General features: G+C 45.7%; 18 protein-coding genes. 8 read left to right on the top strand and 10 right to left on the bottom strand.

The genetic code is table 11. From position 1 onward, the window contains the following. Positions 1-108 precede the first annotated feature (108 nt). Both arfB and HRI96_RS08670 read right to left on the bottom strand, forming a co-directional pair. Positions 109-534, bottom strand: coding sequence for an alternative ribosome rescue aminoacyl-tRNA hydrolase ArfB (gene arfB, locus HRI96_RS08675; protein ID WP_210116982.1), 426 nt, complete (start codon positions 532-534; stop codon positions 109-111). Between the two features lie 121 nt (positions 535-655). After that, positions 656-1,858 carry an integrase catalytic domain-containing protein gene (locus HRI96_RS08670; protein ID WP_210116713.1) on the bottom strand — a complete coding sequence of 401 codons (1,203 nt, stop codon included), beginning with the start codon at positions 1,856-1,858 and terminating at the stop codon, positions 656-658. Between the two features lie 142 nt (positions 1,859-2,000). Between HRI96_RS08670 and HRI96_RS08665 the strand changes: the two genes are divergently transcribed. After that, positions 2,001-2,861, top strand: a complete 861-nt coding sequence (locus HRI96_RS08665) for an alpha/beta hydrolase (protein ID WP_210116981.1) — start codon at positions 2,001-2,003, stop codon at positions 2,859-2,861. Between the two features lie 139 nt (positions 2,862-3,000). Further along, the gene (locus HRI96_RS08660; protein WP_210116980.1) at positions 3,001-4,263 is read left to right on the top strand and encodes a CobW family GTP-binding protein; all 1,263 of its coding nucleotides are present in this window, start codon (positions 3,001-3,003) and stop codon (positions 4,261-4,263) included. A gap of 110 nt (positions 4,264-4,373) precedes the next feature. Here HRI96_RS08660 and HRI96_RS08655 read toward each other — a convergent pair whose 3' ends face one another. The 4 genes from HRI96_RS08655 to HRI96_RS08640 form a co-directional block, all read right to left on the bottom strand. Beyond that, the gene (locus HRI96_RS08655; protein ID WP_210116979.1) at positions 4,374-5,639 is read right to left on the bottom strand and encodes an argininosuccinate synthase; all 1,266 of its coding nucleotides are present in this window, start codon (positions 5,637-5,639) and stop codon (positions 4,374-4,376) included. A 298-nt stretch (positions 5,640-5,937) separates the two neighbouring features. Further along, positions 5,938-6,756 carry an NAD(+) diphosphatase gene (gene nudC, locus HRI96_RS08650; protein ID WP_210116978.1) on the bottom strand — a complete coding sequence of 273 codons (819 nt, stop codon included), beginning with the start codon at positions 6,754-6,756 and terminating at the stop codon, positions 5,938-5,940. A 265-nt stretch (positions 6,757-7,021) separates the two neighbouring features. After that, on the bottom strand, positions 7,022-9,574 hold the full coding sequence (locus tag HRI96_RS08645; RefSeq protein WP_210116977.1) for an AAA family ATPase: 2,553 nt from the start codon (positions 9,572-9,574) through the stop codon (positions 7,022-7,024). Positions 9,575-9,581: 7 nt separating this feature from the next. Beyond that, positions 9,582-10,007: a tetratricopeptide repeat protein gene (locus tag HRI96_RS08640; protein WP_210116976.1), complete on the bottom strand. Its 426-nt coding sequence runs from the start codon at positions 10,005-10,007 to the stop codon at positions 9,582-9,584. Between the two features lie 88 nt (positions 10,008-10,095). Between HRI96_RS08640 and argC the strand changes: the two genes are divergently transcribed. The 6 genes from argC (at position 10,096) to HRI96_RS08610 (ending at position 16,798) form a co-directional block, all read left to right on the top strand. Further along, a complete protein-coding gene (gene argC / locus HRI96_RS08635) occupies positions 10,096-11,187 on the top strand; it encodes an N-acetyl-gamma-glutamyl-phosphate reductase (protein ID WP_256729199.1) in 1,092 nt (363 codons plus the stop codon). A 252-nt stretch (positions 11,188-11,439) separates the two neighbouring features. Next, a complete protein-coding gene (locus HRI96_RS08630; RefSeq protein WP_210116975.1) occupies positions 11,440-12,393 on the top strand; it encodes an ABC transporter substrate-binding protein in 954 nt (317 codons plus the stop codon). Positions 12,394-12,621: 228 nt separating this feature from the next. After that, positions 12,622-13,536, top strand: a complete 915-nt coding sequence (locus tag HRI96_RS08625) for an ABC transporter permease (RefSeq protein WP_210116974.1) — start codon at positions 12,622-12,624, stop codon at positions 13,534-13,536. Next, positions 13,536-14,330, top strand: a complete 795-nt coding sequence (locus HRI96_RS08620; protein WP_210116973.1) for an ABC transporter ATP-binding protein — start codon at positions 13,536-13,538, stop codon at positions 14,328-14,330. The genes HRI96_RS08625 and HRI96_RS08620 overlap by 1 nt, the downstream gene beginning before the upstream one ends. Before the next feature lie 248 nt (positions 14,331-14,578). Then, positions 14,579-16,018 (top strand): glycine--tRNA ligase, encoded by a 1,440-nt coding sequence (locus HRI96_RS08615; RefSeq protein ID WP_210116972.1) that lies wholly within the window; start codon positions 14,579-14,581, stop codon positions 16,016-16,018. Between the two features lie 15 nt (positions 16,019-16,033). Then, positions 16,034-16,798 carry an aldo/keto reductase gene (locus HRI96_RS08610; RefSeq protein ID WP_210116971.1) on the top strand — a complete coding sequence of 255 codons (765 nt, stop codon included), beginning with the start codon at positions 16,034-16,036 and terminating at the stop codon, positions 16,796-16,798. A gap of 287 nt (positions 16,799-17,085) precedes the next feature. On the opposite strand, the gene HRI96_RS08605 is transcribed toward HRI96_RS08610, so the two are convergent. From HRI96_RS08605 to lepB, 4 genes are all read right to left on the bottom strand, one after another. Beyond that, positions 17,086-18,309: an HD-GYP domain-containing protein gene (locus HRI96_RS08605; RefSeq protein ID WP_210116970.1), complete on the bottom strand. Its 1,224-nt coding sequence runs from the start codon at positions 18,307-18,309 to the stop codon at positions 17,086-17,088. 756 nt (positions 18,310-19,065) lie between these two features. Then, positions 19,066-20,916, bottom strand: coding sequence for a motility associated factor glycosyltransferase family protein (locus HRI96_RS08600; RefSeq protein ID WP_210116969.1), 1,851 nt, complete (start codon positions 20,914-20,916; stop codon positions 19,066-19,068). Further along, positions 20,897-22,771, bottom strand: a complete 1,875-nt coding sequence (locus HRI96_RS08595; protein ID WP_256729198.1) for a penicillin-binding protein — start codon at positions 22,769-22,771, stop codon at positions 20,897-20,899. The genes HRI96_RS08600 and HRI96_RS08595 overlap by 20 nt, the downstream gene beginning before the upstream one ends. After that, a complete protein-coding gene (gene lepB / locus HRI96_RS08590; RefSeq protein ID WP_210116968.1) occupies positions 22,762-23,271 on the bottom strand; it encodes a signal peptidase I in 510 nt (169 codons plus the stop codon). Before lepB ends, HRI96_RS08595 begins: the two co-directional genes overlap by 10 nt. Between the last annotated feature and the right edge of the window lie 132 nt (positions 23,272-23,403).

Here is a 23,403-nt window from a genome sequence, read left to right as displayed (position 1 = left end):
TGTGCGCTCTTTGCGCACAGATAATGACTCTTATAATAAAAATAAACGCTGTGAAACAAAATTACAAGAAGAATTTAACGGAATATCAATCTTATTTAAAGTGTGTTTTTATAGTGTGTCAAATTCCGATGAGTGCGAGCGCATGCTTTTTAGTTTGGAATGAAGTTTTTTTGCTTTGAGCCGCTTTTCGCGCGACGCTTGGGTAGGTTTGGTCTTATGTCTTTTTTTACGGATTCGTGCCGCTGCGGCGATTTTTGCTTCGATCCTTACGATTGCGTTTTCACGGTTTAACGACTGGCTTCTTTCGTCTTGAACGCTTACGAACAATTCGCCGTTGGAATTTATTATATTGTGTAAATTTTTTCTGAGCGCAAAGAATTCCGACTCTGAAAGGCCTTGAAGATCTGCCAAAGGAAGCGACGCGCTGACCTTAGTGTTTACCTTGTTTACGTTTTGTCCGCCGGCTCCTCCCGATCGGGAAAAAGAGAACCTTATATTTTGAATTATGGAATTGTGAAGTTCGGTTTTATTCATGTTATGACGACCTTCGAAAAAGTATAGCACAGATGTCGCCGTATTGTCCGCTATGCGTATTTCCTCAAATAAAAATCTAACCCAAATGATTTAGGTTCCTCAAGTAAAAATCTAACCGTAGCTATTTTGACCAAGGGACAGCCATAGAGATAAGCGTACTTTGGAGCTGTTGTGTTTTCTCAAGCAGCAGTTGCAAATCCAAGTTGACCATTCTCCGTCTCAGTTCCTCTTTTTCAGCAGGGCTCAGTTCCTTGCTTTCCATAAGCCTTCGGTAAGGAGTCTTAGCAGTATCATATTTTTTTATAACCTTTGCGTCTATTCGTGCCTTAGCGATAATCTTCATCGAAGGGAAAAAAAAGTTGACGAGCTTGTTATAGTATTCATACAGTTCTGCCATGACTTCTCGTGTTTCTTCTCCTTCAAAGCGGTAATAGCCGACAATTCTTCGTACCACACTGTCATTTTTCTGCTCGACAAAGCAATTGTCATTCTTTTTGTATTCTCTACCTCTGGTAAATACAACCTTATGCTCTTGGCACCATTGCAACAGCTGAGTATTTTTGAACTCACCTCCGTTATCACTGTCGATGCCTTTCATCTTAAACGGTAATTTTTCTTTTACATCATCGACCGCTTCTTTTGTCCAGCGTTGGGCTTTGTTCAAAAGAGCTCTGTTTTCCGTCCATCCTGAATGCACGTCGGTGAGTGTGAGCGTACAAACATACTGACCTTCGCTCCTCATACCGCAATGAGCGACCGTGTCGGCTTCAAAAAAGCCTGGTTTTTTCTCGTCCCAATTGAAATAGGTGCGTATGGGAATAAGCTTATTCAGATTTTTTGCAGGACGTGTGGTCGAAATACCGCGGATTGAATGTTTTGGGATTTCCGGCTTGAGAATCCTTGCGACCGTTGCGCTTGATATGGCGCTTAGTTTAAGCTTGAGTTGTTCATCATAGCCTGCCTTTTGAGCAAAGTAGTCGATGTTGTCGCGGATGAACGGAACAAGGCGTTTTGCACACAGATACATCGATAAAATCCACAGGCGAATAACTTCCTGTTGTACGTCTTGACAGTAGTATTTTTCATAGCGCCGCTTTTTGCGTACTTTCGTAATGACCTGCACGCTCTTTTTTTCAACGTTGTTAAAGTGTGTTATTTTTATGTACGCCGTGTTTTTCAAAATGTGGATGGCATACTTTCGGTTGTAGCCGGTGGTCGCAATGAACTCATCGATGATTTTCGTCTTGTGCTTTTTGCTTGCCGTACAGTAGCGTTTTGCCGTTTCTTCGGTTAATTTCTGTTTCGTTTTCATGTCTAACCCCATTTTGCCCTTCCTTCGGGCTTCTATTGTGACTCAGATTTGGGTTAGATTTTTACGTGATTCACCGCTTTTTTTTCGGTTAGATTTTACGTGAGGCAATGCGCTATGTTGACCGGATGAGGGCTCTTCGATACAATTTACGCATATGAAACACATAAAAATTGAGCTGCCGGTTAGGTACGCTTCCAAAGGAATTAAAAATAACGGTTTTATCCCGTATTTAACGACTTATTTGATTGACAACAGCGAATATATCGACCCGAACCGAAGGCGTCCGCTTATTATCGTATGCCCCGGCGGCGGGTATTCATGGAGAAGTCCGCGAGGCGCGGAACCGATTGCGATCCGCATGAACGCGCTCGGATTTCACGCGTGCGTGCTTGATTACAGCATCGCTCCTATGGACTATCCTGCCGCGCTTCTTGATCTGTGCGAGGCCGTCGCCTATATCCGCGGGCACTGTGACGAATGGTTCGTCGATCCTAAAAATGTCATAGTGCTTGGCTTTTCGGCTGCGGGACATTTGGCGGCTAATCTCGGCGTATTGTGGAATAAGGATTTTATTCAAAAATACGTACCTCTGACGCCTGCTCAAATAAGGCCCGACGCGCTTTGTTTGTGCTACCCCGTAATTACTTCGGGGAAATTCAGACATGACGATTCTATCCGCTGCCTTTTGGGCTCTCAAGCCGATGATCAAAATATGCGGGATTTTGTGTCGCTTGAAAAACATGTAAACGACGACGTTCCGCCCGTATTTATGTGGCACACTTATGAGGATGAACTTGTTCCCGTTGAAAATTCTTTACTGTTCGCAGCCGAACTTAAAAAACATAATATCCCTCTGGAATATCATATATTTACCAAAGGTTTGCACGGGTTAAGCCTTGCCAATGAAGAAACTGCCGGCGATCCTCCGCGTATTCAAAAAGAATGCGTCATATGGCCTGAAGTTTTTGCCGCGTGGGTCCGTTCGGGCGTCATCGCCGAAAGCAAAAAGAGGTAGGGAAGAGACAATCGCAAAACGTTGCCAAAAGACACAACGAGGAAAACGGATAAAGCACTTTTCAAGAGCCGTAAGTGAAAAACGTTGCGGCTTTTCTTTTTATCGTTTTTTCATTATGTTATTTAAAAGAGGTTTTATAATGTCTGCAAAAAAAACTATACCCATCACGCTGTTGACCGGTTATCTCGGCGCCGGAAAAACAACGCTGCTTAATCACATTTTGAACAACCAGCAAGGATACAAGGTCGCCGTAATCGTAAACGATATAGGCGAAATAAATGTCGACGCCGATCTTATCGCAAAAGATGCAAATATAACCGACTCGAGCAGCCTTATTCCGCTCACAAACGGATGCATTTGCTGTTCGCTAAAGTCCGATATGGTTCTTCAAATTGAAAAACTGATCCGTACCGGAAAATTCGACTATATTTTGATAGAAGCCAGCGGAGTCTGCGAACCTATGCCGATCGCGCAGGCGGTGACCACCGTCGAAGGCGGAAAGATCGATGCCGTAGTCGCCGTAGTTGACGCCATGCGGCTTGCAACGGAATTTGATTACGGCAATAAACTTTTAAAAAAAGATATGAAAGAAGAAGATATAGAATCTCTTCTCGTTCAGCAGATTGAGTTCTGCAATATTTTGATCATAAATAAAACTGACCTTGTGAACGAAGAACAGCTTAAAAAGATCCGCGCAATAGTTAAAATTCTTCAGCCTAATGCGAGAATCATTGAAACCACGAAAGGCAATGTGCCTGTAAGCGACATTATCGGTACGGATTCGTTTGATTTTGAAAAAGTGTACGAAAGCGCAGGCTGGGTTTCGATATTGAATAGAGACGATGAAGATCATGAGGAAGAAGAGCATGAACACGACCGTCATGATCACGATGAACACGGTCATCACCACGATCACGATGATGATCACGAGCATCACCATAAAGGCGGCCATCATCACCATGAAGAAGGACATCACCATCACGAACATCGCCATGAAGGCGCGGATGAAGATGAATACGGAATAGGTTCCTTCGTTTATTCTCGAAGGCTTCCGTTCGACCGTGAAAAGCTCGATAAATATGCCGACACTTGGCCTAAGAACATCATACGCTGCAAGGGCGTTATGTGGTTTGCCGACGAACCCGCTATGGCATGGGTGTTTGAAACTTCCGGAAACCAAATTTCCGCCGGATACAGCGGAAACTGGCTTGCCTCGGAAGATAAAGAAGTTCAGGAACGGGTTTTAAGCCGTGACCCTAAAATGCGCAGTAATTGGGATGAAAAATACGGCGACCGAATGGTTAAACTTGTAATCATAGGCACAAAGCTTGACAGGGAAAAAATTTCTTCCGATTTGGATAAATTGCTTGCCTCGCAAGAATATGTGGATATGATCTTGTAGGAATGACTTATTCCGCAGGGCGGAGGCAGCGCTGCGAAAATTGATTTACTGCCGGGCTCCTGCCTTTATAGGACATTGGGCTCCGGCATTTTTTATTGCAACCGAAAAACTTATTCTGTCGGACGTTTTTTTAAGCTTTTGCTGTCGAGAACCGCCTGTCCCTTGCCCGTGCTTTGTTCCATCATGGCACGCACTTTAAGCGGCAATCCGAAAAGCGTTATAAAGCCTTGTGCGTCCTTGTGATCGTACAATTCCCCCGTAGTAAAACTTGCAATGCTTTCATTATACAGACTGTATTTTGAATCCGCTCCCGCGCCGTGTATAGTCCCCTTGTACAGTTTTAACCTTACCCAGCCCGTAACGTTTTCTTCGATCTTGTCGTTGAAAGCTTTGATTCCGTCCATGAGCGCGGTAAACCAAAGCCCGTTGTAAATAAGTTCCGCCTGTTTAAGCGCGACTTGCTGTTTAAAGTGATATGTGTCTCGGTCGAGGCAAAGATGATCCATCTGCTCGTGAGCGTAATATAAAATCGTTCCGCCCGGAGTTTCGTAAATGCCCCTGCTTTTCATTCCCACGCAGCGGTTTTCAACGAGATCCACGAGGCCTATGCCGTTTTTTCCGCCGATCTTATTGAGTTCCGTTATGATTTCAAGGCCGTTCATTTTTTTATCGTTTAAAGCTACGGGAATTCCTTTTTCAAATTCGATTTTTACGTATTCGGCCTTATCGGGAGCGTCTTCGGGGCGGACGGTGTTTTTAAGCATGTTTTGCCAATCCGGCTCGTTCTTTGTTTCTTCAAGTTCAAGCCCTTCGTGGCTTATGTGCCAGATATTTTCATCCGCACTGTAAGAAGAAGATTTTTTTACCGGAACCGGAATATTACGGTCTTCAAGGTATTTGATTTCATCTTCTCGGCTTTTTAGAGTCCACTTGTCGTCTCTCCATGCGGCGATAACTTTGAGATCCGGAGCGAAGGCTTTTATGGCAAGTTCAAAACGAACCTGGTCGTTACCTTTTCCCGTAGCCCCGTGGCAGATCGCTATGGCTTTTTCCTGCCGTGCATATTCGACTAAAATCTTTCCTATGAGCGGACGGGCGGTGGAAGTGCCCAAGAGATACCTGTCTTCGTAAACGGCGTTACCCTTGAGGGCAGGCCATATATATTCTTCGATATATTCTTCTCTTGCGTCTACTACATAACAGGCTGCGGCTCCCGTACGAAGCGCGCGGTCTTTAATCGCCTTCCAGTCGTCTCCTTGACCGACGTCTATGCATACGGCTATTACGTCGTAATTATAATTTTCTTTAAGCCACGGAATGATAACCGTTGTGTCAAGTCCGCCGGAATACGCCAATACTACCTTGTCTTTCGCCATAAAATTCCTTCCTTAAAATTGCACAGCGAATAAATCTTCAGATTTAGGAACTGGGCAATTCATACGCGTGAGCGCATAATCCCTAAATAAATGCGTTGCCGTTAAAATTGTATATTTATGCATAATAATCTAGCGAATTTTGCAAAAAGTTGCAAGATAGCGGCGGATATCGCGCGGATAGATAGCGGCGGGCGACAGGCATCTAGTCGGCCGTGCGAGGCAACAGATATTGAAAGCTGCCGCGGGAGAATGTGTGGCCGGCAGGCGCTCGGCCGGCAGATGCCGCGAAGGTTCCCGGTTATCCGAACACGCCCGTTATGAGATTGTGCGCAACTGAGCCGGGCTTCGGAATGGTCGGCAAATCGTCTTTGTCAAACCACGCGGCTTCGCTTATTTCTTCCGGTTGTATTTTTATTTCTCCGCCGGCATATTCGGCGCGGAATGCAAGCATAAGCTGATCGGGAAACGGCCACGACTGGCTTCCTACATACCGTATATTTTTTATGTCCACTCCGCTTTCTTCTTTTACTTCACGTACGACGCTTTGTTCTGCGGTTTCGCCGATTTCAACAAAACCTGAAATACACGCATAAAGATTTTGGATGCGCTGCGCGTGCCGTACAAGAAGGTATTTATTCTTGTCGCTCACTAAGACTATGACGGCAGGTTCGATCTGAGGGAAATACTGGTGGCCGCACTTCGGGCAAATTTTTGCGCTCATCGCTTGATCGTCGGCAAGTTTTGTAGAACAGCGCGGGCAAAAACGCATCTTTTCGCGCCATGCAAGAAGTCCCTTCGCTCGGGTGGAAAGCAGTACGGATTTTTCGTCGCTCATGTTGAAAAAATCTCTCAGCGGAATAAACTCGCAGCCGGCTGGAGCGGGGGATGAGCTTTCAAGCTGCATGGCGGAAAAGTCATATTCCGGCTCGCTGAACCAGTCCTCCGCCGCCTGAAATTCAATGCATTTTCTGAAAATCTTTTCCGACGGCATAATGGAGCCGTCTGCTATTTGCTCCTGCAGGGGAACGTCTTTTTGCGTTTCAAGCAGTATGTTGTTTTCACGGAAAATAAAACGGAATTCACAGATAAAATTATTTGAATTGCTTATTATTGACATAAATTTAAGTATAAGCCTTGTAATGGAAAATTCAAGTAAAAATTTCAGGCTGAAATTTCAATCAGGCCGAATATCGACTTTTGAAAATATCGGCTAATGATGTTATGTTTTCTGCGGGAACGCCGTTCGCTGCGCTCATTAACGAGTTTTCGCCGCAAACTTGCTGTGTATGCCGCGGTCGAGCTTTATGAAGCGGCGGATTGGGCAAACTTGGCCTGGGAAATTTTTGCGGCATGGACGCGGCGGTTAATCAAGCGGCAAAGGTTCATTGATCCGAGCTTATCGTAAAAAACGCGGTCTCCGTTTCCCAGTTAAAAATTGTCGTTTTCGCCGCCGTTTCCAGAAGATTTTTTATTTTATCCGCTTCAACTTTTCCTATTGCATTTGATATGTAAGAACCGTAAGCCGAATTTTCGGCGTTAAACCAGCTTTGTATTTCCTGCTGTGAAACGCGGCGTTTTTCGCTTATGATGCGGGAATCCGAAGTTACGCGGAATCCCCTTTCGCCGAATATCTGTGAAACCGTGCCTGCGTTCCAGTTAAAAAGAGGATTTTCTTTGTCGCTAAAGAATTCCGTCTCGGCCTTTTCCATTTTTGTAAGAATTTCCCTGAACGATTCCGCGCCGGACGAGGTGAGAACCTGTCTTTCCACAAGTTTCCCTATGTGCTGCGAGCTGCAGGGAATACGCTGTGCGACGATCGCCTTCCACATGGGCGCCAGCGGACTTTCCGTTTTTTCTCCGCCCGATGAAGCGTTCGGCGGTGAATTCAACGCATCCGGGGCATTCAGCGAAGCCGTGGCATCTGACGAACCGGATAAAAGCGCTTTTAACGAGTCCGCAAGGGATTTTATCGCCTTTACGCTTGTAAAAGGATCCCTAAAAAAAACTCTGTCAAAAATAGCTCCGTTGTATTGGAAGCGTAAAAAAATGTCTTTAAACGCTTTCGGATCTATAGGATCGCGGGGATCCGTTTCCGGGCGGTATTCCAAAACGGGCTTGTCAAGATTGTCCAGGGTTCGCGCGTATTGTTCAAGAATTTCCTTTCCTTTTTTATTTCTGCAAACTCCGCAGGTAACGCCTTCAGGGGTTTTGCGCGCTATTTCCCAAAGTAAAAGTCCGTCGTCGGCGTCCCAAATCAGGCAGCGGTGATGGCGCGACAGGTCTGCAAGAGACGTCATTGTGTCGCGGATACCGAGCAGGTTTTCGGCGCGGTTTGAATCCAGCCGCTGCCGCCATGCCATATCGGCCTTGTCCAAAGCCGTTTCTTTGTGGCTGTCAGGCGGGGTATATGTAAGATTTTCTTCGCTCTTGCTTCTGACGTTTTTAGGCTGACCTGATATCCACCATTCGTTCAAATCGGCTTTAAAAAGTTTTTCTTTTTCTCCGCCGGATTTCCTGCCGGAATGATCTGATGCAGATTCTGTGTGCGCATCGGCGGCCGGCGCGTTTTGCGCATTGCTTGTGCCCAAAATCGAAGCGATCTGAAGTTCCCTCCTCGAAAGCACGTCATTTTTTATTATTTTTTCATAGCCCTGATCGCTCGGTGTGTAAAATATCCGGCCTACAAGCGCGTCGGGTAAGTATTGCTGGGCAACCCAGTGGTCGCGGTATGCGTGCGGATATAAATATCCTTTGCCGTGTCCGAAGCCCTCTTCGTCTCTGCTGGGATCTTTTAAGTGATTGGGAATTTCCGCTCCGTCTTTTTCTACGGAAGCCAGAGCGTCAAAGAACGCCATGCTGCTGTTTGACTTCGGCGCGGTTGCCAAATACAAGGCCGCGTGCGCCAAATGGTACCGCCCTTCAGGAAGTCCTACCCGGTCGAAAGCTTCGGCAGAGCTTACCACTACGGTAATCGCGTTAGGATCGGCGAGTCCCGTATCTTCGCAGGCGGAAATAAGCATGCGCCTGAAAATGAAAGCAGGATCTTCTCCCGCTCTTACCATGCGCGCAAGCCAGTACATGGCGCCGTCGGGGTCGCGCCCGCGAAGGCTTTTTATAAAGGCGCTTATTATGTCGTAGTGGTAGTCCCCGTCCCGGTCATACAATACGACCTTTTTTTGTATGGATTCTTCCGCCGCTTCTTTGCTGATATATATTGTAGAACCCCATGCCGGAACCGGAGGATCGGCTTCAGGCTGCCATTTTTCGGGAGTGGTCTCTACCGCAAGTTCAAGAGCATTGAGAAGGCTTCTTGCGTCTCCGTTCGCCGTATCGATAAGATGCTCCAATGCTCCCTGTTCAAATTGAATCTTCCAGTGGCCGTAACCACGTTCCGCATCTTCGAGCGCCATTTTCGCCGCGTGTGTAAGATCTTCCTTTGTCAAAGGCTTTAGCTGAAACACTCGGCTTCTGCTTACGAGCGCCTTATTCACTTCAAAAAAAGGATTTTCCGTCGTCGCTCCCACGAGTATTATAGTGCCGTTTTCAACCCAAGGCAAAAGAGCGTCTTGCTGAGATTTGTTCCAGCGGTGAACTTCGTCGACGAATAAGATCGTGCGGCGGTTGTACAATCTGTAATACTCTTCCGCCTGTTTTATCGCGACCCGAATATCCTGAACTCCCGTAAGAACCGCGTTGAGTGTGATAAAATTGCTTTTCGTGTGATTTGCTATGACCCGCGCGAGAGTCGTCTTTCCCGATCCGGGAGGGCCGTAAAATATTACCGACGAAAGCTGATCCGCCGCTATCGCTCTTCGTAAAAGCCTTCCCTTGCCTACGATGTGATCTTGTCCGATATATTCGTCAAGATTCCGCGGCCTCATGCGGGATGCAAGCGGTTCTTTGCTTTTTTTTGCGCTGTCGAACAGATCGGACATATTATTCTTATTGTGTTTTTTCCGAAGGAGCGGCTTTAACCGGGATTTTTGCAAGCTCGATTTCGGCAAGTTTGTTATACGCCGCAGGGAGCGTGCCCGGAATAGAGTTTTTAAAAATCTCTACTATCTCTTCAAATATAGGTTTTGCCGACTTGTAATCCTTTTTCTTCATATAAAGGTGACCTATTTCGTATCTGGCTTCCACATAGGAAGCGCTGTCGCTGCCGTACATGTCGATAACGGCCTGGTAATATTTAAATGCGGCCTTGTACTTTCCGTTTTGATAAGAATCCTGACCTTTTTGTATCAATTCTTGCGAAGTCATCGAACTGTCTATGATAACGGGCGTCGATCTGCACGCTGCGGTCAGAAAAAACGCCGCGGCCGCCGCAATGCACATAGTGATTTTTTTGTTAAATATTGCAAGTTTCATGACGGTAGTGTAACATTACCCTGCTTCCGTTTCAAGGTGATATTGATTTTTCCAATATGCATGATATGTTTGAAGCGAAGGGGAAACAATGATAAAGGCAGGCGTTATCGGAGCAACAGGCTATGCGGGAATAGAACTTGTCCGTATTCTTTTAGGCCATCCTGAAGTTGAAAAAATATTTACGGGTTCCGTGAACTTTGAAGGCAAAAATTTAACGGATGTGTATCCGGCGCTTATAAGGCAGTATAAGAATAAGACGGACGGACTTTTGCTCACTCCCGAAGAAGTTGCGGAAAGATCCGACGTAGTGTTTACGGCCTTGCCGCACGGAATTGCCGAAAAACATGCCGACTACTGTGTGAAAAACGGAAAAAAACTTATAGATCTCAGCGCCGATTTCAGATTCGGAACTGATGAAGCGACTTTTAAAAAATGGTATAAAGAAGACTGGAAATTTCCTGAAGTGCATAAAGAAAGCGTTTACGGACTTCCCGAAATGAACAGGGAGGAAATAAAAAACGCCAGGATCATCGGCAATCCGGGCTGTTATGTAACGTCGGCCACGCTGGCTCTGCTACCCGCTTTAAAGGCGGGTATTATCGATACTTCGGCCGTAATTGTTGACAGCAAGAGCGGGGTTACCGGTTCAGGACGGACTCCTACGGATACGAATAATTTTTCATCCTGCGGCGAATCGCTAAGCGCTTATAAAATAGGCTCTCACCGGCACAAGCCTGAAATCGAGCGTAATTGTTCTTTTGCCGCAAACAAAGAAGTAAACATAATTTTTACTCCGCATCTTGTGCCTATGAGCCGCGGTATCGTAAGCACCGTTTATGCAAATTTTACCGTGCCGGCTTCGGAACGCATCGCGCTTCAGGCAAAGACTGCGGACATAGGCGCTGCAGACGTCGTACGTAATATGTACAGGGATTTTTTTGCAAAGGAACCATTTGTGCGCATTCTGCCGCCCGGCACGGATCCGCAAAGCAAAAACGTGCGTTTTACCAATTTTTGCGACATTCAAGTCTATACCGTAAACGATTCAAAGATGCTTGAAATAATTTCGACCCTTGACAATATGGTCAAAGGCGCTTCGGGGCAGGCCGTGCAGAATATGAATTTGATGTTCGGCTTTGAAGAAACTTCGGGGATAGATTTTATTCCGTCGTCGTTTTAAGCTCTCCCGCGGCAGGTGCGGCCGGCGACTTGCAACGGACACAAAGCGCAAAGTTTTCCGCGCAACGTCAGGAGTCTGCCTGTGCCTTGTATGTCGGCCGTCTTATTGACGCAGGCTTTTTCATTCATGTATAGTTATTATAGGCTTCGATTAAGCCTTGAATGGTTAAAACCTTTTCGGCGACGCAATTTTAAGGCACAATTTTAAATAGAGTATAAAAGCCGCCTCTGAAGCGCGGTAAGGGGAGTGTATATGAAAAAAAAGATTTCGTTAGTTTGCTTAGCCGCTGCGGTACTTTTATTTGCGGCCGGCTGCAAGGCTTCTTCCGGTGAAAAAGTGATCAAAATAGGTATAATTCAGCTTGTGGAACATCCGGCTCTTGACGCTTCTTATAAGGGATTCGTCGACGGACTTTCAGAGGCCGGTTTTGTCGACGGACGGAATATAAAAATCGATCATCATAACGCGCAGGGGGAACAGGCCAACTGCGTAACCATTGCGCAAAAACTTATCAACGACAAAGATGATTTGATCCTTGCCATCGCGACCCCCGCCGCGCAAGCCGTAGCGAATCTGACAAAGACCATCCCGATTTTGGTGACGGCCGTAACGGATCCTGAAAGCGCAAAGCTTGTAAAGTCGAACGCTTCTCCCGGCACTAATGTGACGGGAACGTCCGATCTTACTCCGTGCGCAGCCCAAATGGAACTGATTAAAAAATTTGTGCCCGACGCAAAGACCGTCGGTATGATGTATTCTTCAAACGAACAGAATTCTTTCTTTCAAATTGCCATTGCAAAAGCCGCCTGCGATGAACTCGGATTGAAATACATTGACGGGACGGTTTCAAATTCAAATGAAATTCAGCAGGTAGCGCAAAGTCTTGCAGGAAAGGTTGACGTGATCTACATTCCTACGGACAATATGGTCTCTGCGGGAATGGCGACCGTTGCGATGGTTGCAAACCAAAATAAAATTCCCACTATCTGCGGGGAAGAAGGAATGGTCGACGCCGGAGGGCTTGCCACTTACGGAATAAATTATTATGAACTCGGCAAGCAGACTGCTTCGATGGCCGTAGATATTTTAAAAAACGGGAAAAAGCCCGATGAAATGCCGATTCAGTATCTTTCAGTATGCGATCTTAAAATAAATCAAGAGACTGCCAAGAAAATAGGAATAACCGTTCCTGCGGATTTAAAGTAGTCTTTGCCGAACGGCGCTTTTCAGAGGCCGCAAAATTTTCCGTGTGCGGCAAATGCGGCAAGGATTGTAGGGGTGAGCGGAGCGAAAACAAACGCTATGCGTTTGTTCGGAGGCGAAAGCCGTAGCCCCGAAAAGCCTGGTTTTTGCGATTTTATCGCAAAAAGCCGCCCGAAAATTAAAAGTTAGGGCTAATTAGTTTTAAATTTGTCTCTATAAACAGGATACGATATGGGAATCTTACTTGCAATGCAGGGGGCTGTCGCCCAGGGCGTTCTATGGGGAATTATGACTCTGGGGGTCCTTCTAACTTTTAGAATTCTTAACATAGCTGACATGACGGTTGACGGCAGCTTTGCCACCGGCGGGGCGGTAACTGCGGTTTTGATCGTGCGGGGAATGAATCCGCTGTTTTCGCTTGTATTTGTGTTTGCCGTTGGAATGATCACAGGGCTTTGCACGGGACTGTTGCACACCAAATTGAAAATTCCCGTTATACTTTCGGGTATTCTTTCCATGATAGCCTTGTATTCGATCAACATCCGTATCATGGGCAGGGCGAACACTCCGATCATAGGGGTTCCTACGATTATGAACGGTCTGCAGGAAAAGTTCGGCCTTTCTCCGAATACGGCGTCGTTATTGGTCGGAATAATTTTTTGTATTTTCATCATCGGAATAATATACTGGTTTTTCGGCACCGAAATAGGCAGCGCCATACGGGCAACCGGAAACAATGAAAATATGGTGCGCGCGCTCGGCATAGACACGGATTTGATGAAAATTCTCGGGCTTATGATTGCCAACGGTTTGGTTTCTCTTTCCGGCGCGCTTGTAGCGCAAAGTCAGGGATATGCCGACGTAGGTATGGGAACCGGAACAATAGTGATAGGGCTCGCTTCCATTATCATTGGCGAAGTTTTGCGAGGACGGCATATTTCATTTTACAGTTATTTGATTTCCGTCGTGCTCGGTTCCGTTGTGTACAGAATCATAATTGCGGTAGTTTTGCAGCTCGGCCTTAAATCTACGGACCTCAAGCTCCTCACGGCCGTTATAGTCGCCTCGTCTCTTGCTCTTCCGGTTATAGGCTCTAATGTAAAAAAGCGCGCAAAGAATATCTCCCCCTCGCAGGAGGGTATGTGATGCTTGTTCTTAAAGATGTTTCAAAAACTTTCGGAAAAGGAACGATCACCGAAAAAAACGCGCTTAGCGGAATAAACCTCACGATTGAAGACGGAGATTTTGTTACCGTGATCGGCGGCAACGGGGCAGGCAAGTCTACGCTTCTTAATCTCATAGCGGGAGTCCATTTTGCGGATTCCGGATCCATAATTCTTGACGGTATTGATATAACCGTGGTAAAGGAGCATATAAGGGCGAAATATCTCGGCCGTGTTTTTCAGGATCCTATGATGGGAACGGCCGCCAATATGGAGATCGAAGAGAACCTTGCGATGGCCATGCGCCGCGGAAAAAGATGCGGTCTTGCTTGGGGAATACGATCGAGCGAACGCAATTTGTACAAAGAAAAGCTTTCTCTTTTGGGGCTGGGGCTTGAAAGCCGAATGAAAAATAAGGTAGGTCTTTTGTCCGGCGGCCAAAGACAGGCGCTTACGCTTCTTATGGCTACCTTGCAGCGGCCGAAACTTCTCTTGCTTGACGAACACACCGCCGCCCTTGACCCTAAGACCGCTCGCAAGGTTTTGGAACTTACGGAGTCCTTTATTTTGGAAGATAAACTTACCGCGTTTATGGTTACGCACAATATGCGAGACGCTATACGTTTAGGAAACAGGCTTATCATGATGAATGAAGGCCGTATAATTTACGATGTTCGCGGGGAAGAAAAGAAAAAACTTGAAGTTGCGGATCTTCTTAAAAAATTCGAAACCGTGAGCGGCGGCGGCTTTGCCAACGACAGGATGATATTGGGCTGAAAGGCTTTTGTCGCACATTTTTGTTTTTGCGGCGCGCCGTACGTGCAACGCACACATACAATTTGCGCGGTTTTTAGTTTTAAAGCGCGAAAAATCGCTTGCCGGCGATAGTCGTAAAAAATCGCTATACATCGTCTTCTTTTTATGATAAAGTCTTAAAAATTCCGATTTTAAAAAGTTTATTTTAACTAACCTTTTTTATATGCGATCGGCCTAAAGGTTGTCTAAAGGTTATAGGAGTGAATGATATGGCAAAAGATGACGAACACAAATGCACGTTGGACAAGATTATAAGTCTTTGCAAAAGGCGCGGCTTTGTTTACCAGTCTTCCGAAATTTACGGCGGGCAAGCCGGAGCATGGGACTACGGGCCTTTGGGCGTGGATTTAAAGAAAAACATTCAGGCGGCCTGGTGGAAGGAAATGACCCAGCTGCACGACGACGTAGTCGGCCTGGATTCCGCAATCTTTATGCATCACACAACTTGGGAAGCATCGGGACATGTAGCGCATTTTTCGGATCCGATGATCGACTGCAAAGAGTGTTCGTCGCGCTTCCGTGCGGATCAGCTTATCGAAGAATATTGCAGCAAAAACGCCGTTTCTCCTTCAAAACCGGTGGATACCATGCTCCACGAAGAAATGAAAGCTTTTATCGAAGATAATAAAATCGCCTGTCCCGTTTGCGGCAAACAGAATTACACCGACGTTCGGGAATTCAATCTCATGTTTAAAACTCATCTCGGCCCGGTTCAAAACGACACCAGCATAGTTTATCTTCGCCCTGAAACCTGTCAGGGAATTTTCGTGGATTTTAAGAATATCGTCCAGTCTAACCGCATGAAAATTCCTTTCGGCGTGGCTCAAGTAGGAAAGTCGTTCCGCAATGAAATCATTTTTAAAAATTTCATTTTCCGCACCTGCGAATTCGAGCAGATGGAAATGGAATATTTTTGCAAGGCCGGAACGGATGAAGAAACCTTTGAACGCTGGCGGCGCGATCGCTGGAATTTTTATTTAAAATACGGCATTTCGGAAAAAAATCTTGCGTGGCACCATCACGACAAACTTGCCCACTACGCAAAGGACGCCTACGATATTCAGTATAATTTCCCGATCGGCTTTGAAGAAATCGAAGGAATTCATAACCGCACGGATTTTGATTTGTCGCAGCATTCAAAATACAGTAAAAAGGATATGTCTTATATCGATCAGGATAACGGCAACGAGCGCTTTATTCCTTATGTGATTGAAACTTCCGCCGGATTAAACCGCAACTTCCTCATGTTTTTGTGCGAAGCGTATGAAGAGCAGAACGTCGCATCCGACGGAACGGAAGACTACAGGACGGTTCTTCACCTTGATCCGCGCCTTGCGCCCATAACCGTTGCGGTTCTTCCTATAATGAAAAAGGACGGACTTGCGGAAATAGCAAAAGAAATTCAGCACGAGCTTAAAGAAGATTTTGTAACCGATTACGATCAAAGCGGAACGATCGGAAAGCGCTACCGCCGTCAGGATGAAGTGGGAACGCCTTTTTGTGTAACGGTCGACTATCAGACAAAAGACGACGATACCGTAACGATTCGCTTCCGCGATTCTATGGAACAGATCCGCGTAAAAAGGCAGGATCTGGTAAACGAATTGTTTAAAGCGATAAAATCGTACAAATTCGTACGCAATTATTGAATTGACCGGAAATAAATGGACTACATAGCTTTAGGCAAATCTAATTTGATGGTGAGCCGCACAGCGTTCGGCGCGATGTCTTTAAAAGATGCCGGCGACGAAGAGAGCGCCGCCATTCTTGTGCGTCAGGCGTACGAGGCCGGCGTAAATTTTTTCGACACGTCGCATTCGGTGCCGGAGAGCGAAAAGCTTTTGGGCGATTGCCTGCACGGTATAAGACAGGACGTTATACTTGCAACCAAAAGTTCCGCTCCAAACGCCAGTCAGCTTGCGCGCGATCTTGAAGAAAGCCTTGATGCGCTTCATACGGATTACATAGATCTTTTTCAGTATGAAACGGAAAGTCTCATTCCTTCTCCGGATGGAGCCGACGGAATTTACGACGAATTGGAAAAACTTCGCTCGGCAGGAAAGATCTTAAACATAGGGCTTACCACGCAGACTGAAGCGGTAGCTTCAAGGATGATCGCCGAAAGTTCCCTTTTTGAAACTTTGCAGTATCCTTTTAACTTATTGCTCGGTGAAACCGCGTCCGGGATAGTTAAAAACTGCGGAGAACGCGACGTAGGGTTTATAGCCATGAAGCCGCTTTTTTCGGGGCTTGTGCAAAATATTTCGCTGGCATTCGGGTTTTTACATCAATTTGAAAACGTTGTTCCCGTATGGGGCGTCCGCACCGGCAGCGAATTGCAGCAGATCCTTTACTTTGCATCTCACCCGCCTGTCATAGACGACAACTTCAAAGCGGAATTAAAGCGTTTAAGCGATTTTTTCAATTAGGCCGCGATATTCCAGCGGCCGAAGTTAAATCTTCTTATAAAATGCGGCATTGCAAAAAATATCGATTTTCGAAAGTGCCGCATTCGTGCGCACTCTGCGCACAGTTGTAAACGGGTTTCCCAAAGGGAAACCCTAAGTTAAAAGCGCCGCGCCTATTTAGCGGCGTCTTTTAAATCTTCCCTAAAATTCAACAGCCGAGCAAAATATCAATTTTAGAGGCTGTTGAATTAGTGCGCACTCTGCGCACAGTTATAATAGGCGACGTTTGCCGAAGGGAAACTCGACATTTAACTAGGCCGCGATATTCCAGCGGCCGAAGTTAAATCTTCTATTTCCTTGTCCGTCAAAACTCGACTTATTTTCATGTTTTCGTTTGTCTGGATCGTAAGCGGATTGCCTTGTTGGTCGGTTTCTCCCACGATCTGAACCACAGGGTTTTTGAAGTTTAGAGGATTTGCGTCCGTAACCATGGCGATCTTTCCGTTTTCCATAAAAACGTAAGTGCCTATGGGGTACAACGACAGGCAGAATAAAAGGGCTTTTATGATTGTCGGATCAAACTGGCGGGATTCGTTCCGGAGAAGTTCAAGTATGGCCTGATGCGAAGTTTTTTGTATTTTGTACGTCCTAGGCGAAACTATCGCGTCGTAAACACAGGTAACGGAAACTATCTTTCCGTAAAGGGATATTTTTTCACCGGTAAGCGCCCGCGGGTATCCCGTTCCGTTTTCGCGTTCGTGGTGTTCAAGCGTTCCGAGCTGAATGCTTAAAGGAAAATTGGAATCTTTTAATATCTGAAAACCGAGCAGCGGGTGCGTCATAAGCTGGTTCTTGTCCTTTGGTTTTAGAGGCTTGTCGGTCAAATAAAGCTGAGGAGGAAGGCGGAGCATTCCTATTTCATGCAGCATGGCCGTAACACCCAATTCTACAAGTTTTTGACGAGACATTCTTAACTGCAAACCTATCGCGAGAGACAGGACTATGCAGCGCAGCGCATGATTTACAAGATAAGTTCGTGAAGGCGCGTCTTTTCTCTGTGTTACCCGCAGGATGTATTTGCCGTTATCGTCTATGAACGTGCACAGCTCTTTGATCTTTTGAGTGATGTCCTCAATATCAAATTCCATGTGTGTTGAAAAGTGCGTGTAGATATTTGTTATGTAGTTAAGATAGCCGTTGTAAACCTTTTCCGCCAGTTTTATGCGGTCTTCATCGGAAAAACGGCTCAGATCGTTTGCTTGAGCCAGTATGGATTTTATTTCGTTTTCCGTTTTTTCGGCCGTTTTAGTATTATTTTCCTGAGGTTTTTCAGGAGGCGGTTCCTTGGGGATATTTGCGACGCTGATCATTCCTTCGCATGAAATCTGTTTAAAACCCCATTGATCAAGCTCTTCAAGAAGTTTTTTTGTTATGGGCGTCGCGGAGTCGAACAGCAAAAACGTCTTGTCGAGAAACACTTTATCTGTAAAATATACGCCTTCCTGCAGGGTATCTGTATTAAATGTATTCATCTATAGTGTATACGACTCCCGAATTTAAACGTACGTTAAATTGAACGGTGCTAATCCAGACGTTCTATTTTAGCTAACGTTTTCTCTTTAAAATATCGTCACAAAAAGCTTTTTTACACAGTGTTTATATGTTCCTATAAAATTCAACAGTCGAACAAAATATCAATTTTGGAGACTGTTGAATTCGTGCGCTGCGGGTATTTAAAATACGCCGCAAATGGGTTTAAGAAAAGCTGCCGGAAAACGCCGCAGCCTCTTAAAATCGCTCTTATGTCAATTATATCAAATATAACGAATAAATGAAATATTAAAATTATGTGTGAATAGGGAATTCTCCGGCTCTCTTGTTGTTTAATGAAGCGGTGTGCTTGGGAAACACAATGTCCGGGCAAAAAAAAAGTTGAAAAACCTCACACTGTTTTTCAACTTTAAAAATATCATGGAGCAGACTCTGCATACGCAGGCGTCTGGATGTCAACCGCCCGCAAAATATATGCGCTGCACATTTTTAATATCGGAATTTTATGCAAAAAGTTTAGCTGTGATTGAAAAAAAAGTTAAAAAAATCGAAAATCACAGTCTATTGCAACTGCGATCTTCCGTGTTTTTGCCTTGCTGCGGTATTTTTTCGCCGCTGTCGATATTACTTGTAAGTACACGTCCGTGTGCGGCAAATTCACGGCGTTTGTTCGTAAGCGAAAGCTGCAGCTTGATTTAGCCTGTTTACGCCAACGAGCTTTTACAGCTTTGCGCGGACTAGACTTCTGCAAGGTGTTTCAGATATTCATCTACGGCGCGGCAAATTTCCCTGTAAATTATCATGGAACGAAAAATCGAAGCCTTTGCCGCTTCTTTAGGCGAAATTTCGTTTGCAAATATGGATTCCAGCTTGTCCTTCGCGGGAAAAATCAGAGAGATTATCTCTTTAGTACCGCTGGCCATAATTGTGTTATCCGCGATCGAAAGTTTTTGAAAAACGTCCGAATAATCGTTTTTTGAATACGACAGGGCTCTGTTGCACAGCTGCATCGAATCTTTGGCCGTTTTATGAAGGGAGGACAGAGAATCGATCAGCGTTTTAAGGATGCGGTCGAAATTAAGTTCGTTTTGCATTATTTTTTCTTCGGACAAAGAATGATCTTCGGCTGTTTTAAAGAATTTTTTGCGCTCTTCAATTTTTTCCGGTTTTTTTAAAAAATCTTCGAGGCGTGCGACTTTTATACCCGGAACTGCTAGGTTTTGCGGACAGAATGTGAATGTCTTTACGGCGTCGGGAGACGCAAGCCTGCTTTCAAACCACCATGCAAAAAGTTTCATGCGCCTGTCGGTCAAAACTTTTTCGCCGGTATAATCTTCTGCGTACTCGCAATTTATCGCATACAAGGAGCGCACTCCGGCAGTTTCCGCAGTAGATATTCGCAAAGAATTTTTATGGGCGTCTTCTTCAAAAGTCGAGCCCTTTATGTGCGTATTTTTTTTGGGGTAACTTAGGTCAAGCCCGGCCATAAAAATTTCTTCGGCGCCGATAATGCGCGCAAAATCCCACGCGCTTGTAGAAACGCTTCCGCCCGCACCTATAATTCCTTTTACGCCGAGCTGTTTTTCAAAATATTTTCCCAATGGGAAAAGCGGCGAACAAAGGACGATCTTGCGGCATTCAAAGCGGTAAACTGAAGGATAGGCTGCCGACTCGGTTATGAGAACTGAAGACGGAGACCTAAGATCCTTTATGTGCGCTGCCGCCCAATATTGCGGGTCGATCAGGATGATAAAATCCGGTTCCACCTTTGCTTTAAGGCAGGAACGGAGCGCCGTGTCTACGCAGATAACGACGGAACGTTTTTTTATTTCAGCCAGATGCGGAAGAATAGTGTTTAGAGAAGGCCCTGCCGCAAGGACGACCGCCGGAAGATTTTTCGCCCTGTCTTTGTAAAGATCTATCCCGTCAAGTTTTGCCAAGTATCGTAAATTGCGGCAGCCGTTACGAAGCCAAAGACCCGCAAAGCGTTCGAGTGTGCTGGCGTTTATCTGTGCTTTTTTGCGGTTCCTCTCCAAAAGAATTTGTAAAGAGTCAAAATATTCTATGGCGTGAGAAGTTTGACTTCGCTGTGAAAAAAACGCGCAATTATTTATTCCTATTCGGTCAATAATTTTTATTATTTCATCCTGCCGGCAAGCTAGAGCTAAAACACATTCCGCATGAGTTAATATGTCTTCCCAATCGAGAAAACACATCGAGGCTAAAAAACGCACGGCGTCGGGTTCTATGAGCACGAGAATCATGTTTTTGTGCATTTTTGCAAAGGCGGACGGCAAATAGCCGAGCCCGAACGACATAAAAACCGCCGCGCCCGTATCCGATTCCTTAAAAGAAGCCGCCGTCTGATTCGCCTCTTTTAGCGGATCGTAAGATGAGTGTAAAAGCATTCCGTTTTCGCGAACCGTAAAACTGCCGTTTTTGGCGTCTTCTATCGACCAAAAGGAAAAAGGATTTTTACCTTCCGAAAAATCGGTTTCCGCCTTTTTTATTTGATCTTCTAGGGAAGAGGCTAACGCGGGAAAACGGGTAAAAAAAAGGTTCTTGTTTTTATTCCAAAGTGAGTTCAATATTCATACCTTGCGTTACTGGAGTTCCGGGCGGCGGCTCTTGACTTACCACCCAACCGGTTCCGCTTATGCGCACTTGAAGATCCTTTCGCTCGAGGATGGGGATGAGGTCGCGTTTGGACATTCCTTTAAAATCGGGGAGGGTGGTTCCGAGTACGGCCGGAGAAGTGTCTTTTATCGACACTCTTCCCGAATGCGCCAGAGACGCGGCGTTCCCGCGGCTTATCCCGAGATGGTCTATGATAGTATCGGCCGCTTCAGCGATAACGGGAGCTACGATTCTGCCCGCGTAAGTTTCGCCTTTTGCTTTTTCTATCACTATGTATAAAATTATCTCAGGATCTTCAATCGGAAAGATTGCAAGACAGTTTGAAAGAAAGTCTGTCGTACTGTAACCTCCGTGCACAGTGTCCGCCATCTGCGCAGTTCCCGTTTTTACGCCTATTGAAATGTCGCCTAGCCGGGCGCGCGAACCCGTTCCCGCTTCCGCCGTAGTTTCCATGCAGCTTAAAACGTAGTCGGCGGCGGCCTTTCCGAAAGTTCTGTCTTTATAGACGGGAGTGTGTTCAAAAACAATATTGCCTTCGTTATCCGTTATCTTGTGTATTACGGTTAAATTTACGGGGATTCCTTCATTTGCAATGCCCGTTGCGGCTTGTACCATCTGGAGTGCGGAAACACTTATTTCCTGACCTATGGCCATCGTAGGCTTTGAACGCGCCGACCACAGTTTATCGTTCGGACTTTTTACGGAGCCTGCCGTTTCTCCCGGCAATTCTATTCCAGTTCTCGAACCGAAACCCATCAAGCGCAGCCTTCCCAAAAAGTTGTCCGTATTCATTTTTTCGGCGATCTGCGCCAAGGCGTCGTTGCAGGAATACTGAAGCGCTTCCCTTGCGGTTACAGGACCGTGCCTGCCGAGACAGGTTATGCGAATATGCCCGCCGTACGGCAGTTTTTTTTCATATATGCCGTCGCACACAAATATTTCGTTCGTACTTATGGCTCCCGCGTCGAGCGCAGAAGCGACCGTGAAAATTTTAAATACGGAACCGGGTTCATAGGCTGTCATCGCTGGACGATCTATAGTTTCTTCCCGCGAAGCCGTAGCGTATTCGTTAAGGTTTACGGAAGGAAGGCTGATATAAGAGAGTATTTCGCCTGTCTTTGCCTGTGCGGCTATGAGCATCATGTTTGCGGCCTGCGTAGTTTCCATGGTGTTGCGCGCAATTTTTTCAAGTTTATACTGAAGGTTTGCGTCTATGGTCAGATATATGTTGTTTCCGTGTACCGCCGCTTCTCCCGGTTTCTGCACCGGGCTTAGGACGTTTTGTCTGGAGTATTCAATGCCGGCAAGGCCGCTGCCGTCATCGCCCATATAACCTATGAGCTGCGAAGCCAGCGCATTTTCAGGATAGGCGCGGCCGGGGATTCTATCGAACCTGATGCCGGTATATCCTTTTTCGTTTATCAGAGTGCTCAGTTCGTCATAAGTGTTTTGCGAAATCTTTTTTTTGATATATATGAACGGTGAATTTTCGGCTCCGTTTATTTTGTTTAGTATTTCAGTTTCGTCCATACCTAAGACCAGGGCGCAGTCGTGAGCCAGCTTTTCCGTATTTTTTACCGAAGAAGGAGTAACTCCCACGTGATAAAAATTTGTCTGGACTGCTAAAGGCTTACCGTTTCTGTCTACGATAGAACCGCGCTCCGACGAAACTTGGCGCACGGTGATTTTCTGCGCGGGGGTAAGGGCTATGCGCGCATATTGCACTATTATTACGGCCATAAAAATAAGGGCCGCCGAAGCGGATATCCAAAGCCTAGTCTTCTTAAAGAAATCGTTCATTTCCATAAAATTTTTCCTAAAACATTTTTTACGGGAACGAAACCGTAAGTGCGCGAATCTATGGATTGCTTGTAATTGTCGCCTACGGCGAGTATGTAACCGTCAGGCACGAGCGTATTGGTTTTCATCTGTTCATACTGCTCTTTTGATAAGCTTACTTGTTTTCCCTCCGACAAAAGACTGTATTCCGGCTCTGCCGAATATTCCAAACGGTCGCCCGATACGGCGATGCAGCGTTTTACAACTATTTTATTGTCATACAGGTAGATGACGACGTCGTTGCGCTTAGGCGTGTTCCACTGTAAAAGCAGTTTGTCGCCGAACGGCAGCGCAATGCCGAAAGCAAGTTTGTTTACCGCAATTATCGAATTATTCCGTATTGCGCTTTCCATAGATGTGCCTGAGACTCTCAAAAAATCGATGACGAACAATTTAAACACTATTCCGACTATTATGCCGGACATGAGCAAAAACAACGCCGGAAACTTCATTTTTTTCTTAGGCATAACGGTTTATTCTAATATGAGCTTAATTTTATGTCGATAGATAATTTATGGAAATAATTAATTGTGCGGTAAGTAATCGGCACGGCCCTGGTCGTTTTTTCAACACTTTGGCGTTCATCCGTCCGATATGTG

It is taken from the genome of Treponema parvum (assembly GCF_017893945.1).
Classification (GTDB): Bacteria; Spirochaetota; Spirochaetia; order Treponematales; family Treponemataceae; genus Treponema_D; species Treponema_D parvum_A.
The sequence above is the reverse complement of the archived record's forward strand: the minus strand, read 5'-3'. Positions and strand labels throughout refer to the sequence as shown.

Excerpts from the sequence above, each read along its gene's own strand:
- argC (WP_256729199.1), top strand. The coding sequence starts at position 10,096 with ATGATAAAGGCAGGCGTTATCGGAGCAACAGGCTATGCGGGAATAGAA.
- HRI96_RS08630 (WP_210116975.1), top strand. The coding sequence starts at position 11,440 with ATGAAAAAAAAGATTTCGTTAGTTTGCTTAGCCGCTGCGGTACTTTTA.
- HRI96_RS08595 (WP_256729198.1), bottom strand. The coding sequence starts at position 22,771 with ATGGAAATGAACGATTTCTTTAAGAAGACTAGGCTTTGGATATCCGCT.
- HRI96_RS08655 (WP_210116979.1), bottom strand. The coding sequence starts at position 5,639 with ATGGCGAAAGACAAGGTAGTATTGGCGTATTCCGGCGGACTTGACACA.
- HRI96_RS08640 (WP_210116976.1), bottom strand. The coding sequence starts at position 10,007 with ATGAAACTTGCAATATTTAACAAAAAAATCACTATGTGCATTGCGGCG.
- HRI96_RS08645 (WP_210116977.1), bottom strand. The coding sequence starts at position 9,574 with ATGTCCGATCTGTTCGACAGCGCAAAAAAAAGCAAAGAACCGCTTGCA.
- HRI96_RS08620 (WP_210116973.1), top strand. The coding sequence starts at position 13,536 with ATGCTTGTTCTTAAAGATGTTTCAAAAACTTTCGGAAAAGGAACGATC.
- HRI96_RS08670 (WP_210116713.1), bottom strand. The coding sequence starts at position 1,858 with ATGGGGTTAGACATGAAAACGAAACAGAAATTAACCGAAGAAACGGCA.
- HRI96_RS08660 (WP_210116980.1), top strand. The coding sequence starts at position 3,001 with ATGTCTGCAAAAAAAACTATACCCATCACGCTGTTGACCGGTTATCTC.
- HRI96_RS08615 (WP_210116972.1), top strand. The coding sequence starts at position 14,579 with ATGGCAAAAGATGACGAACACAAATGCACGTTGGACAAGATTATAAGT.
- nudC (WP_210116978.1), bottom strand. The coding sequence starts at position 6,756 with ATGTCAATAATAAGCAATTCAAATAATTTTATCTGTGAATTCCGTTTT.
- HRI96_RS08665 (WP_210116981.1), top strand. The coding sequence starts at position 2,001 with ATGAAACACATAAAAATTGAGCTGCCGGTTAGGTACGCTTCCAAAGGA.
- HRI96_RS08605 (WP_210116970.1), bottom strand. The coding sequence starts at position 18,309 with ATGAATACATTTAATACAGATACCCTGCAGGAAGGCGTATATTTTACA.
- HRI96_RS08625 (WP_210116974.1), top strand. The coding sequence starts at position 12,622 with ATGGGAATCTTACTTGCAATGCAGGGGGCTGTCGCCCAGGGCGTTCTA.
- lepB (WP_210116968.1), bottom strand. The coding sequence starts at position 23,271 with ATGCCTAAGAAAAAAATGAAGTTTCCGGCGTTGTTTTTGCTCATGTCC.
- arfB (WP_210116982.1), bottom strand. The coding sequence starts at position 534 with ATGAATAAAACCGAACTTCACAATTCCATAATTCAAAATATAAGGTTC.
- HRI96_RS08610 (WP_210116971.1), top strand. The coding sequence starts at position 16,034 with ATGGACTACATAGCTTTAGGCAAATCTAATTTGATGGTGAGCCGCACA.